Here is a 13,592-nt window from a genome sequence, read left to right as displayed (position 1 = left end):
GACGTTATTCGACCGGATGGACCAGCTTTTTTCTTTCGATCAGCTTAGATCATTTACCCGCGACGTATTTCTGAAAATAGGTTGTTCCCAGGCGCATGCCGAACTGGCCAGCGAAGTGCTGGTATCGGCGGACCTGCGCGGGGTGGATTCCCACGGCGTTGCCCGTCTTTCTGGGTACATCCGTCTCTGGGAAGCCGGCCGCATTAATCCAACGCCTGATATCCGTATTGTGCATGAAACCCCCAGTACCGCCGTTGTTGACGGAGACGGGGGGCTTGGGCTCGTTGTAGCGCCTTATGCTATGCAGGTGGCGATCGACAAGGCTACGAATGTCGGTACCGGATGGGTGAGTGTGAAACATTCCAACCATTTCGGTATTGCCGGATATCATGCCATGAAAGCATTGGAGCACGATATGATCGGCATGGCGATGACCAATGCCAGTCCGCTGGTAGCCCCTACGTTCGCAAAGGAGCGGATGTTGGGCACGAACCCGATAGCCGTGGCTATTCCGGCGGGCGAGCAGCCTGCATTTGTGGCGGACTTTGCGACCACTACCGCAGCCAATGGTAAGCTGGAGATCTTACAGCGTAAAGAGCAGGAAGCGCCGACGGGCTGGGTGCAGGATAAAACAGGCAATGCATCCACCAATCCGAATGAATTAAAGTCTGGCGGCGCATTACTGCCACTGGGCGGCGATCGTGATCATGGCAGCCATAAAGGCTATTGCCTGGGTGCTGTGGTCGATATCTTTTCTGCGGTGTTGTCCGGCGCCAATTACGGTCCCTGGGCACCACCATTCGTAAGTTTTTTACCTTTACCGCCCGATCCGGTGGGTGAGGGGCTGGGGCACTTCTTCGGCGCAATGCGCGTGGATGCTTTCCGTCCGGCCGACGAGTTTAAGGGGCATATGGATACCTGGATCAAACGTTTCCGCAACACCACCCCGGTGGATGAAGCGCAACCGGTATTGATCCCCGGCGATCCTGAAAGAGAAATGGCAGCGGAAAGGATCAATTCGGGCATACCGCTATTGTTACCAGTGGTAAAGGATTTAAAAGAAGTAGCAGCTAAATTTGCACTCGATTTCTAAGTAATATATAGACAGCTCATACAAAATGAAAATTTTAAAATTTGGCGGAACCTCGGTTGGTAAACCAGAGCGTATGCATGCCGTAGCATCGTTGATCACTGCAGATCAGGACCCGAAAATCGTGGTATTGTCTGCCTTATCGGGCACAACTAATGCCCTGGTGGAAATAGGCCAGTCATTATCTGAAGGTAAGAAGGAACAAGCGAAGCTGCAGATCGATAAGCTGGAGGCGCATTACCGTACTTTCTGCAACGACCTTGTAAAGTCACCTGCCGCGCAGGATGCCGCCAAAGCTATTGTTGACGAGCATTTTGAGTTCCTGAACATCATTCTCAAAATCTCTTTCAACGAGGCGCTGAACAAAGATATTCTCGCCCAGGGCGAATTGCTGTCTACCAAACTTTTCTGTGCATACCTCGAGGAAACTGGTGTTGATGCAAAACTGATCCCGGCGCTCGATTTCATGAGCATCGATGAGTACGAGGAGCCTGAAATTCCGCGCATCAAAACTAAATTGTCTGCCTTGCTGGAGAAGCATGGTGGCAAAGGTGTTTTCGTAACACAGGGTTACATTTGCCGCAACGCACGTGGCGAGGTAGATAACCTGAAACGTGGTGGCAGCGATTATTCTGCTTCCCTGATCGGTGCCGCTATACAAGCGAAAGAAGTTCAAATCTGGACCGACATCGACGGTATGCACAACAATGATCCAAGGGTAGTAAAGAAGACCTTCCCGATCGATCAACTGTCTTTCGACGAAGCGGCGGAACTGGCCTACTTTGGTGCCAAGATCCTGCATCCGGCGTCTATCTGGCCTGCACAGCATTTCAACATCCCGGTGAAATTGCTGAACACCATGCAGCCCGAGGCAAAAGGTACCATCATCACCGAGTTGCCTAGTGGCGATGGTGTAAAAGCTATCGCGGCGAAAGATGGCATCATTGCTATCAAGATCAAATCCAGCCGCATGCTGCTGGCTTATGGGTTCCTTCGCAAGATTTTCGAAGTGTTCGAAAAGTATCGTACACCAATCGATATGATCACTACTTCCGAAGTAGCGGTATCTATCACCATCGATAACCAAACGCACCTCGATCAGATACTAAAGGAGCTTCAACCATTCGGCACCGTGGAACTCGATCACCATCAGGCGATCGTTTCCATTGTAGGTAACGAAGTAGCGGCTACGCCTTCTATCCTTAAAAAACTGTTCGACTGCCTGAACGAAGTGCCCCTGCGCATGATCTCTTACGGTGGCAGCCGTCACAATATTTCCATCCTCGTGGGTGGACAGCACAAGGATAAAACCTTGCAATTGCTGAACAAAGGCCTGTTCAATCTCGAATAGTCTTTGCCGTTATTTTATCCGATGCCGTAGCGATTCGTCGTTACGGCATTTTGTTTGTCGGCATTTTGGGGGTAGATAACTCTCACATAACTCTCGCATAACTCTCAGATAACTCTCGCATAACTTAAACACAAAATTTTTTGCGACAATTACGACATTCTGCGGTAGTTACGACATCTGGCGACACTTCGCGACAGCACGTGTTCGTACGATAATTTCGCATCGTATCTTTGTAATGTTCGTCAGGAACGCAGCTTGTTTCAGTAGGGTGAATAGCGGGACACTCGCTGAAGTGAGTGACACAACGGCGGCAGAGAAAAGTTACTGAGGCTGATTGCAGAAGAAAATTATTCCATGGTGACACTTGCCTGTGGTGGGAAGGCAAAGTTTAGTTACCCGGCTGATCTGGTTTAATGGGAAAACAGATCGACCGGTACATGGAAGCCTGGTGGGTGCCAGGCTCCATGCACGACGGATGTGATAATGATCTTCGGGGAAAGAGGGGCTAATCTTTCATCTTCTTTTTCAGCTGGCTCACTTGCTCCTGGAGGTGCGTAACAACGCTGGCAAGATGATTAACGCTTACGCGTTGCTGCTGGGCAATCTTCTGGATAACGGCATCTGTCTGCCATACTTCCAGTACATCCTCCATACTCACCGGGTAGGGCTCGTATTGCGGATTGTCCGAAACCAGTGTAATCTTACCTTTCGAACGGTTACTTTTCAGGACGCGTTTGTACACGATACCTTCGCGGGCAGTCACAACGATATGGGTTTCGTTGTTTTTAATGTCCTCCCAGCCTTCCACCTTATGACAAACGATCACAGAGCCTGACGGAGTGGGTAACATCGAATCTCCTGCAATCTCGAACGCACGATAGTCGCCGGCGCCGATCATGGGAAGGGTAAAGCTGTTCAGCTCATCGATAAACTCGTCGTCATTAAAGCCAGCCAGGTAGCCCGCAGCCGCTTTAACCGGAACGAACGTGATGTTCTGACGACTGGTACCTAACTTCTGCTGGCGACGCTTTTCGAGGAAGGTCTCCTTAGGAGAACTGAGGTCGCGACGAAGCAGATCGTCAATGGATACACGGAACATGTCACTCACCAGCTCCAACACCTCTGTGCGGGGCTCTGCGCGTTCTTCTTCATAAGCGCCCAGTAAGGAACGTTTTATGTTCAGTTTATCTGCAAATTCCTGTTGCGTCCAGCCTTTTTGCTTACGCAGATATTTCAAGTTTTGGCAAACGATAGACATCCCTAAATAATTTAGTATAACGATGCTAACAAAATTAGCAAATATTTTTTATAAATACCAAATATATTCTTCTGCTTCACTTATTTTTGCCGGGAGAAAAACAAATCTGATATGTATACAACTGTATTATTCCTTCACTCCATCCTCAGATGGGCGATCGTACTGGCTGGCTTATGGGCTGTACTCCGCGCTTTTAAAGGTGTTAGCGGTAAAACGCCGTTCACGCCTGCTGATAACAAAGCCGGTTTATTTTATATGATTTTCCTGGACCTGCAACTGTTGTTCGGTCTGATCTTATACGGCATCAGTCCGCTGCTGAAGTCTGCGATGGCTGATATGGGCGCTGCGATGAAAAATCCCGAGCTGCGCTTTTGGGCGGTAGAACACTTTGCCCTGGCACTGGTAGCTATCGTATTGGCGCACATCGGTCGCTCAAAAGTGAAAAAAGCAACTACGGACGCGGCTAAACACAAGAAAGGTCTTGTGTTGTTCGGTCTGTCTTTCCTGTTTGTGATCCTGCAGGTGGTAATGGTAGTAAGCAAAGGCAGGGGATGGTTCCCTACCTTATAATATATTCTTTTGTAAAAGAAGCGGGCAGTCATCCTGTCCGCTTTTTTTATCCCTTATCGCGATTGTATAGTCGGAACGAATAGATGTAGGGCAGTGCGGAAAGTAGCACCACGGCTACGAAAATCAGGAAAACGCCTGTCATTACCGGTAAAAAGAAGCCTGCCAGGAAAACGACTGCTCCCACCGTCATCCACAACCTCCCCGCCATTTCGTGTGTACGCTGCCATACTTCATTACTCAGTAAGGTCCAGGGGGTACGTACGCCAACAAAATAATTCGGGCGCAACCTGCCAAGGTAATAGCCTAATACGATGATCAGGATGCCCACGCCTGCAAATGCCCACTTCTCCAGCCCGCGCAGGTAACCCAGTTGTAATAACAACACCACGAAACAGCTGAATATCGCCAGGTAAAGGTGAATGCCCAGCCGGATGCGGTAGTACTCGCCGGCGTGTAAGGGCGCTGCAGACCTATGCATATCATCGTCTACTTTCGGGATGTATCTGAACAGGAAGTAAAGCAGCAGGTTGGTGAAGAAAAGAAAGATCATTAACAAAAGAAATTCGCCCTTGTAACCAATGTGATCGGGTGTTCCATCAGCAGCGAAGTTAGTAGGCATAATGTCTGGCAAACTGTTCCATATGATGCCCAGATAGATGATTGGAATGAGCAATAAGACAATGAGAAACAATTCTTTGAGATAGTCCGGATGTTTCATAAAAACGATCGTTTAGGTGAAGAAAAACGTTCCGTCGAAACCGGTCGCATAACGTGTACTTATTAACTACAGCGGCGAAGCGAATAAGTTGAAGAATGTGCGAAAAAATAAAGCTAATAATTTTAGTAAAGCTAAATAATTTAGTATTTTCGAATAAAATCAGATCACATGATTTCTCTCGAGCAAAGATCGATCGCACATTTCGACCTGGACTGCTTCTTCGTATCGGCGGAGTGCCTGAAGGACCAGCGCCTGAAAGGCCGGCCTTTACTGGTAGGCGGGATGAGCGACCGGGGTGTGGTGGCCGCCTGTAGTTACGAGGCAAGGAAGTTCGGTATACATTCTGCCATGCCGATGAAAACGGCCTTACGCCTATGTCCGGAGGCGATCGTGCGAACGGGCGATCATGATTTTTATAGCGAACTGTCACAGCAGGTGACGGGATTGATTGCGGAGGAAGCGCCGCTCTATGAGAAGTCTTCTATAGATGAATTTTACCTCGACCTTACCGGGATGGATAAATACTTCGGATCACTGAAATGGACATCGGAGTTGAGAAGAAAGATCATGAAGATGACGGGGCTGCCCATCTCCTTTGGCTTGGCATCTAATAAAATGGTGTCTAAAGTAGCGACCAACGAGGCGAAGCCGAACGGACAAATGGCCGTGGAGTTCGGAGGGGAGAAATCTTTCCTCGCACCTATGCCGGTCGATAAGTTGCCGATGGTGGGGAAAGAAACGGCTGCGCGACTAAGGCAACGAGGGGTGGAAACGGTGAAAACGCTGAGCGAAATTCCCCCTGCATTACTGGAAGCCTGGATGGGGAAGAACGGCATCGCGATCTGGAACAAAGCTAACGGGATCGATGAGACGCCCGTTGTTCCCTACCACGAGCAGAAGTCGATCGGTACGGAAAATACATTTTCGACTGATACGATCGACCTGAAGTTCCTGCACCGGGAGCTGGTGAGGATGACGGAGAAGGTGGGTTTTGAACTACGCCAGCAGGATAAGCTGGCCGGATGTGTAACCGTGAAATTGCGTTATTCGGATTTTAATACCGTGACCAAGCAGGCAGTGATTCCTTACACGGGATCTGATCATATCCTGCTGCAAAAGGTGACGGAGATCTTTAACCGGTTGTACGACCGCCGGCAACTGGTGCGATTGGTAGGGGTCAGATTAAGTCACCTGGTGGGCGGTAATTACCAGATCAGCATGTTTGATGATACGGAGGAAATGATTTCGCTTTACCAGGCGATCGATAGTATTAAAAGCCAGTTCGGCTGGCAATATATCATGCGGGGGGCCACAGCATGTACCTGAATTGCAAAAACTGGTTCAGCTTGCGTTACGGCACGATCAGGGATAAGGAGCTGGTCTCGCTGGCAAAGGAATGGGGTGTTACGTCCCTGGCACTTACCAATATCAACAGTACGACCGGCGCCTGGGACTTTGTGCGTGCATGCCGGGCGGCGGACATCAAGCCGGTTATAGGCATGGAATGCCGCAACGGTGGAACGTTTTGTTACCTCTTGCTGGCCAGGGAGATGGAAGGTTGGTTAAGCATTAACGACTTTCTTTCGGCGCACCTGCATAGTGGCGCACCATTTCCCGCGAAGCCTGGGTATATGCCCGGCGTTTACGTGGTGTATCCCTGGGGAGCACAGCATCCGGCGTCGCTGGCCGAGCATGAATTGATAGGTGTAAGGCCCCGGGAGCTGAGTCGTTTGTTTCGGATGGATGTGCAGGCCTTGCGTGATAAACTCGTGATGCTGCAGCCGGTCACCTTCGCTACGACGGAACAATATGAGCTGCATCGGTTGTTACGCGCGGTAGACTGCAATTTGCTAATCACGCAATTGCCACAGCAGGAAGTGGCTGCATCAGACGAATTGTTTGTACCTCCGCACCGTATGCTGGAGTGGTATGCAGCCTACCCGTCTATCGTACAAAATACATTGCGGATCATGGACAGTTGCGATGTGCAGTTTGATCTTAAGGCGAGCCGCAATAAACAGACTTTTACCGGTAGCAGGCAATCGGATAAAGAGCTGTTGCGGGAAAAGGCGATGGAAGGCCTGGGTTGGCGCTATGGAGCCGATCATGAAGAAGCACGGCAGCGGGTAGAAAAGGAGTTACACATCATCGATAAGATGGATTTTAATGCCTACTTCCTCATCACCTGGGACATCATCTGCTACGCGCGTAACCGAGGTTTCTTTTTCGTAGGAAGAGGAAGTGGTGCTAACTCAGTGGTGGCTTATTGCCTGGGCATCACCAATGTCGATCCGGTAGCACTGGGACTGTATTTCGAGCGGTTTCTCAATCCGCATCGCGCCAGTCCGCCCGATTTTGACATCGACTTTTCCTGGCGCGACAGGGATGATATATTCCGGTACATTTTTAAGAAATACGGGGAGAAGCATGCCGCTTTACTGGGAACGGTCAATACCTTCCAGACCAATGCCGTGGTGCGGGAATTAGGGAAAGTGTTTGGTCTGCCGAAGTATGAGATCGACCGCGTACTGGAAAAGCCTTACGAGGTGTCGTTAGGGACCGACAATGTACATCGCCGCATTCTCCATTACGGGCAAATGCTGGAGGCTTATCCGAATCATCTCAGTATTCATGCCGGCGGTGTGTTGATCAGCGAGGCACCTATTCACCAGCATTGCGCCACCCATATGCCGCCTAAAGGTTTCAGCACCGCGCAGCTGGATATGCATATGGCCGAGAGTATTCACCTGCACAAGTTCGATATTCTTAGCCAGCGTGGCCTGGGGCATATACGCGATACGATTTCGCTGGTGAAACAAAACCGTGGGGTAGATGTGGATATCGACGATGTGAAGGGATTTATGGAGGATGAGCACGTGAAACAAAACCTGCGGCAGGTAAATACAATTGGTTGTTTCTACATAGAATCGCCGGGCATGCGGCAGTTGTTGCAGAAGCTGCGCTGCGAAAATTACATCACACTGGTGGCGGCCAGTTCAATCATTCGTCCGGGTGTGGCGCAGGCAGGTATGATGCGGCAGTATGTGCATAATTTTCATCATCCGGATAAAACGGAATACTTGCATCCGGTGATGAAAGAACTGCTGGCAGAAACCTATGGCGTAATGGTTTACCAGGAAGATGTGATCCGTGTAGCGCATCGCTTTGCCGACCTGGAATTAGCCGATGCGGATACATTGCGGAGAGCGATGTCAGGCAAATACCGGGGTGAAGAAAGTTTCAGGAAGATACAGCAACAGTTCTTTGAAAATTGTGACCGGCTGGGCCGCGAACGCAGTGTGAGTGAAGAAGTATGGCGACAGATTTCCAGCTTTGCGAACTTCTCTTTTTCGAAAGCACATTCGGCGAGTTTTGCGGTGGAGAGTTACCAGAGTTTGTTCCTGAAAACGTATTTCCCGGCGGAGTTCATGGTGGCCGTTATCAATAACTTCGGCGGCTTTTATAACCGGGAACTCTACTTCCGGGAGTTATCGAAAGCGGGTGTTACGCTTCACCCGCCGTGTGTGAATGACGGCGACTACTACACGAATATCAAAGGGAGTGATGTGTATACAGGCTTCATCCAGGTAGACCGGCTGGAGCAGGCGTGGATGGAACGGGTGTTGCGTTGCCGGCAGGCAGACGGGTTGTTTAGTGGCCTGGAAGATTTTATCGCACGAACGGCTCCGGCTCCTGAGCAGCTGGAAATCCTTATCCGTGTGGGTGCCTTCAAATTCACGGGTGAAAGTAAAAAGTCGCTGCTCTGGCAAAGTTCCCTGTTGTTACGCAAGCAAGTGGCGGAAGATGCGCGTTTGTCCTTATTCCGCGAAGAGCCACGCGACTGGAAGTTGCCCCATTTGAGCAAGCATACGCATGAAGATGCGTTCGATGAAATTGAGTTGCTGGGGTTCCCACTGGCCTCCCCGTTTGAGGTGCTTGACCATCAGCAGGACGTTTATGATACGGCGGGGATGATCGATCGTAAGGTAGGGCAGCAGGTGAAGGTGTTGGGTTACCTGGTGACGTTGAAGTACATCCGTACCAGTAAGGGCGACCCAATGTGTTTCGGTACCTTCCTTGACCGCGAAATGAATTTTGTAGATACCGTTCACTTCCCGCAAAGCCTCGGACGTTATCCTTTTCAGAAGGGTGGCTTTTATGTGCTGGAGGGGCTGGTGACGGAGGAGTTTGGTGTGATTACCATCAACGTGCAGGCGATGAAGAAGATTGGTTACTTCGAAGACCGGGTGTTTGAAGGACCATCGGCACAGCGTCATGTAGCGGAGCGATTATTGTAGGATTTGTGGTAATTTCATGAGGATGCAAAAGTCAAAGGGCAGTAAGGTTGTAAAAGACTGGCTGGCGAATAAAGGATTGAAACCATTCGCGTTCCAGGAGCAGGCCTGGGAGCAATACCTGGCCGGGCATTCCGGCCTGGTGAATGCGCCTACCGGTTTTGGTAAAACGTATTCGTTGTTCCTGGCGGTGGTGATCCAGTGGATCAATGAGCAGCCGAAGTATCAGACCAAAATGAAAAACGGTCTGCAAATGATGTGGATCACTCCTTTACGGGCACTGGCGAAAGACATTGCCCGTGCCATGCAGGAGGCCTTGCTGGAGCTGGGCATTCCCTGGGATGTAGGTATTCGCAGTGGTGATACCCCTACGTCAGTACGTGCGCAGCAGAAGAAACAAATGCCCGAGATATTGCTCATCACACCGGAAAGTGTGCACATCCTGCTAGCGCAAAAGGAGCATGCGAACGTGTTGAAAAGTCTGCGCGCAGTCATTGTGGACGAGTGGCATGAGCTGCTGGGCAGCAAACGCGGTGTGATGGTGGAACTGGGCCTTTCGCGGTTAAAAGGCATTGCGGCGGAACAGGGACGAAAACTGCAAACATGGGGTATATCCGCTACCATCGGTAACCTGGATGAAGCGCTGGAAGTTTTGCTGGGAAAGGATACCTGGTCGGGCGTAACGGTGCGCGCAGCGCTGGATAAAAAGGTGGCACTGTATAGCATTCTGCCCGATGAAATTGAGAAGTACCCCTGGGCGGGCCACCTGGGCATTCGCCTGGTACATAAAGCGCTGCCGGTCATCAATGACAGCAATACAACATTACTATTCACCAATACAAGATCTCAGTCTGAAATATGGTATCACGGCTTACTACGCGAGGAGCCTGACCTGGCAGGTATCATCGCCCTGCATCACGGTTCCGTCGATTCGGAATTGCGCATCTGGGTAGAAGAGGCATTGCATACCGGTACATTGAAGGTCGTGGTGTGTACGAGCAGCCTGGATCTGGGAGTGGATTTCCGCCCGGTGGATACCGTAATACAGGTAGGGAGTCCGAAGGGTGTCGCGCGCTTCTTGCAGCGTGCGGGACGTAGCGGTCACCAGCCGGATGCCGTCAGTAATATCTGGTTTCTGCCCACGCACTCACTGGAGCTGGTAGAAGCTGCAGCCTTGAAAACGGCGATGAAACAAAGCCTTATCGAAAGCCGGATACCCGTGGTGTTAGCATACGACGTACTACTGCAATACCTGATGACGCTCGCGGTATCGAATGGTTTTCACGGGCCAACGATATGGGAAGAAGTAAAGGGTACTTTTTGTTTCAGGGAACTGACGGAGGACGACTGGCAATGGTTACTGTCGTTTCTCACCACGGGTGGTGAAGCGTTGCATGCATACGATGAGTTTAAAAAACTGGAACGCGACGGTGATTTTTACACCTGCACCAATCGTAAGATCGCTATGCGGCATCGCCTGCATATCGGAACCATTGTGAGTGACGCGATGCTGAAAGTAAAGTTTATCAGCGGCGGTTATGTAGGTGTTATCGAGGAGTCTTTCATCAGCCGCCTGCAGGCCGGCGATGCCTTTAGTTTAGGCGGCCGTAACCTGGAATTCATCATGATCAAAGACATGACAGTACTGGTACGTAAGACATCCGCCAAAAAGGTGATCGTGCCGAGCTGGGGCGGCGGGCGTATGCCTTTATCCGCTAATCTGGGTAAGATGTTGCGGCATAAGTTCCAGGAGGCGATTGCTGGTAATAGCGAGGATATAGAAATACAGGTATTGAAACCTTTGTTCGATTTGCAGCAGCAGCTATCGCACATACCCGGGGAGAACGAATTGCTGATGGAAAAGATCCAGACGCGCGACGGTTATCACCTGTTCGTGTATCCGTTCGAGGGCAGGCTGGTGCATGAAGTAATGGCCACCTTGCTGGCCTGGCGCATCAGTCAGCAACACCCGATCACTTTTTCGATCGCCATGAACGATTACGGTTTCGAATTACTATCCGACCAGCCAATACCGATCGATGATGCCAATGCCGCCGGCTTCTTTACGCTCGACAACCTGAACATCGATTTGCAGAGCAGTGTGAATGCCACCGAGATGGCGCGACGAAAGTTCCGGGATATTTCGGTAATCGCGGGGCTCGTCTTCACCGGCTACCCCGGTAAAAGCAAAACGAATCGTCACCTGCAGGCAGGTGCTTCACTGATATTTAACGTGTTCCGCGATTTTGACCCATACAACCTGTTATTACGGCAGGCATACAACGAGGCCTTCTTTTACCAGATGGAAGAAGCACGCCTGAGAGAAATGCTGGAGCGCATCAATGCCAGCAAGATCGTGATCACGGAGCCGGTGCGGTTAACCCCTTTCTGCTTCCCGATCAAAGTGGACAGCCTGCGGGAAAGTTTAACCAGCGAAAAACTGGAGGACCGCATCAAAAAAATGCAGCTTCAGCTGGAAGCCGATTAAAACTTATTTTTGCAGCGTGGAAGATATTTCGTTTCATTTCAGGGAGCAACATTGGCGCGTGTCATCGGGAAAGGGGCTGTATTGGGAGGAGGAGCGCGCGCTCATCGTTTCTGATCTTCACCTCGGTAAATCCGCGCATTTCAGGAAAGCGGGGATTGCAATACCCGCTAATATTGTGCAGGAAGACCTGTTCTGCCTCCAGAAACTGGTCGTGCATTACAACCCGCAAAAGGTCATTATTGTAGGCGACATGTTTCATAGCAGCGTCAACAATGAAGTGCAGTACTTCAAAATCTGGAGGCGGCAGTTTTCGCAACTGCAGTTCGACCTTATTACGGGCAACCACGACATCATGGACGAACAGGTGTATGATGAACTGGAAATCTGCCGCTACGATTCACTCACGCTTGGTAATATTCACTTCGTACATGATGCCGCCGATGCAGATGCTGCAGGTAAATATGTGCTGTCTGGCCATATTCACCCCGGCGTACGTATGTTCGGTTATGGAAGGCAGAGTATGCGCCTGGCCTGTTTCTACTTTGGTCGCGAATATGCAGTGTTGCCGGCATTTAGCCACTTTACGGGCATGTATATGGTAGACCCGCAACCCGGCGATCCGGTGTTTGTTTTGGCAGACAAGAAGGTGTTTAAAATGCAGTAAGTGGAAAAATACATGGTAAACCCGAACCCGGTGATCCGACGTTTGTGTTGGCAGACAAGAAGGTGAAAAATACATGTTAGACCCGAAACCCTGCGATCTGGTGTTCGTGCTGGCCGACAAAAAGGTCTTCAAAATGCAGCAGGCAAAAAAATAGCAGGCCTGCTGGCCTGCTTTGGTGTATGATAACGTGGTCTTTATTTCGTAATCAGTAACCGCACCCCAACGATAAGTAATGCACAAGCCAGCGCAATAATAATCCCTTTGGGTTTGATGCGGTGGGAGAGTCCTGCGCCGAGTTGTGCGCCGGCAATAACGCCAATACCCAGGCAAACAGCGGTTTGCCATCCTTCCCAGAAGCTGCCCTGTACCATATGCACAATCGTACTGGTGAGCGCCATCACCGCCAGTATCGCGTGCGAAGTAGCGGTAGCGATGTGGATCGGGAAGTTAAGCAGGCTTACTAGTGCCGGTACGTGAATAATACCACCACCGATACCGAGCATGCTCGACAAAAATCCCACGCCAAAGCTGATCAGGATGCCGTTCCAGATATTGAAAGAAAATACATGCCGGTCGCCACAGGATTCTGTGATGTCGCGGGTTACCAGGCGGCCACGGTTGAAGCGGGTGGCATAAGCACCCTGTTGCGGCTTAAGTATGAGGAAGACGGCGATCGCTACTAACAGGCAGCCCAATACAACGTTGAACACGTGCCTGGATATGTAACCAGTAGCCAGCGCGCCGATAATAGAACCAGGCAGCGTTGCTACGGCAAATACGATCGCCGAACGATAGTCAATCCTTTTCATGCGGGCGTAAGCGACTGTACCGGAACTGGCGTTGAGGAATACCACGAACAGGGAAATGCTCGTAAGTACGTCCGGCGACATGTCGGGGAACATGAGTAATAGCAGCGGCATCAGTATAAAACCTCCACCAGCACCAATGAGGGTGCCGAAGGTGCCAATGAGAACCCCTATTCCTATCATTAATAATGCTGAAAGCAATGTCATTCCTTGATGCTCCTTTTTTATTGTTTCCCTTCAAAAGCGTCGGATTTTACAGTGCAGGTAAGAAGCGGGCAACCATACAACTGCCAATTGTGACAGTTGAGGTGTATTGTTTTGGCCGTTGCTTGCAACTAATGCGTTCAAAAAT

General features: G+C 50.4%; 10 protein-coding genes. 7 read left to right on the top strand and 3 right to left on the bottom strand.

The features are described 5' to 3' along the window. Positions 1–16 precede the first annotated feature (16 nt). A complete protein-coding gene (locus tag MKQ68_RS17325; RefSeq protein WP_264280214.1) occupies positions 17–1,093 on the top strand; it encodes an Ldh family oxidoreductase in 1,077 nt (358 codons plus the stop codon). Between the two features lie 73 nt (positions 1,094–1,166). Then, positions 1,167–2,441 (top strand): aspartate kinase, encoded by a 1,275-nt coding sequence (locus tag MKQ68_RS17320; protein ID WP_264280213.1) that lies wholly within the window; start codon positions 1,167–1,169, stop codon positions 2,439–2,441. Between the two features lie 505 nt (positions 2,442–2,946). On the opposite strand, the gene MKQ68_RS17315 is transcribed toward MKQ68_RS17320, so the two are convergent. Beyond that, positions 2,947–3,678 (bottom strand): XRE family transcriptional regulator, encoded by a 732-nt coding sequence (locus MKQ68_RS17315; RefSeq protein ID WP_264280212.1) that lies wholly within the window; start codon positions 3,676–3,678, stop codon positions 2,947–2,949. Between the two features lie 132 nt (positions 3,679–3,810). Between MKQ68_RS17315 and MKQ68_RS17310 the strand changes: the two genes are divergently transcribed. Then, on the top strand, positions 3,811–4,269 hold the full coding sequence (locus MKQ68_RS17310) for a hypothetical protein (RefSeq protein ID WP_244842917.1): 459 nt from the start codon (positions 3,811–3,813) through the stop codon (positions 4,267–4,269). 46 nt (positions 4,270–4,315) lie between these two features. On the opposite strand, the gene MKQ68_RS17305 is transcribed toward MKQ68_RS17310, so the two are convergent. Further along, positions 4,316–4,987, bottom strand: a complete 672-nt coding sequence (locus MKQ68_RS17305; protein WP_264280211.1) for an SdpI family protein — start codon at positions 4,985–4,987, stop codon at positions 4,316–4,318. A gap of 168 nt (positions 4,988–5,155) precedes the next feature. Between MKQ68_RS17305 and dinB the strand changes: the two genes are divergently transcribed. The 4 genes from dinB to pdeM are packed head-to-tail and all read left to right on the top strand — an operon-like array spanning position 5,156 to position 12,434. Continuing rightward, positions 5,156–6,313: a DNA polymerase IV gene (dinB, locus tag MKQ68_RS17300; RefSeq protein ID WP_264280210.1), complete on the top strand. Its 1,158-nt coding sequence runs from the start codon at positions 5,156–5,158 to the stop codon at positions 6,311–6,313. Between the two features lie 20 nt (positions 6,314–6,333). Continuing rightward, positions 6,334–9,285, top strand: coding sequence for a DNA polymerase III subunit alpha (locus MKQ68_RS17295; RefSeq protein ID WP_264280209.1), 2,952 nt, complete (start codon positions 6,334–6,336; stop codon positions 9,283–9,285). Positions 9,286–9,307: 22 nt separating this feature from the next. Next, the gene (locus MKQ68_RS17290; RefSeq protein ID WP_264280208.1) at positions 9,308–11,770 is read left to right on the top strand and encodes a ligase-associated DNA damage response DEXH box helicase; all 2,463 of its coding nucleotides are present in this window, start codon (positions 9,308–9,310) and stop codon (positions 11,768–11,770) included. Positions 11,771–11,786: 16 nt separating this feature from the next. Then, positions 11,787–12,434, top strand: coding sequence for a ligase-associated DNA damage response endonuclease PdeM (pdeM, locus tag MKQ68_RS17285; RefSeq protein WP_264280207.1), 648 nt, complete (start codon positions 11,787–11,789; stop codon positions 12,432–12,434). A gap of 194 nt (positions 12,435–12,628) precedes the next feature. On the opposite strand, the gene MKQ68_RS17280 is transcribed toward pdeM, so the two are convergent. Continuing rightward, the gene (locus MKQ68_RS17280) at positions 12,629–13,423 is read right to left on the bottom strand and encodes a sulfite exporter TauE/SafE family protein (RefSeq protein WP_244842931.1); all 795 of its coding nucleotides are present in this window, start codon (positions 13,421–13,423) and stop codon (positions 12,629–12,631) included. Positions 13,424–13,592: the final 169 nt, after the last annotated feature.

Source organism: Chitinophaga horti (assembly GCF_022867795.2).
Lineage (GTDB): Bacteria > Bacteroidota > Bacteroidia > Chitinophagales > Chitinophagaceae > Chitinophaga > Chitinophaga horti.
This window is presented reverse-complemented; position numbering and strand designations above follow the sequence as displayed.

Bases quoted from the DNA above. Each gene is read 5' to 3' on its own strand.
- MKQ68_RS17325 (WP_264280214.1), top strand. From the start codon at position 17: ATGGACCAGCTTTTTTCTTTCGATCAGCTTAGATCATTTACCCGCGAC.
- MKQ68_RS17290 (WP_264280208.1), top strand. From the start codon at position 9,308: ATGCAAAAGTCAAAGGGCAGTAAGGTTGTAAAAGACTGGCTGGCGAAT.
- dinB (WP_264280210.1), top strand. From the start codon at position 5,156: ATGATTTCTCTCGAGCAAAGATCGATCGCACATTTCGACCTGGACTGC.
- MKQ68_RS17280 (WP_244842931.1), bottom strand. From the start codon at position 13,423: ATGATAGGAATAGGGGTTCTCATTGGCACCTTCGGCACCCTCATTGGT.
- MKQ68_RS17310 (WP_244842917.1), top strand. From the start codon at position 3,811: ATGTATACAACTGTATTATTCCTTCACTCCATCCTCAGATGGGCGATC.
- MKQ68_RS17305 (WP_264280211.1), bottom strand. From the start codon at position 4,987: ATGAAACATCCGGACTATCTCAAAGAATTGTTTCTCATTGTCTTATTG.
- MKQ68_RS17320 (WP_264280213.1), top strand. From the start codon at position 1,167: ATGCATGCCGTAGCATCGTTGATCACTGCAGATCAGGACCCGAAAATC.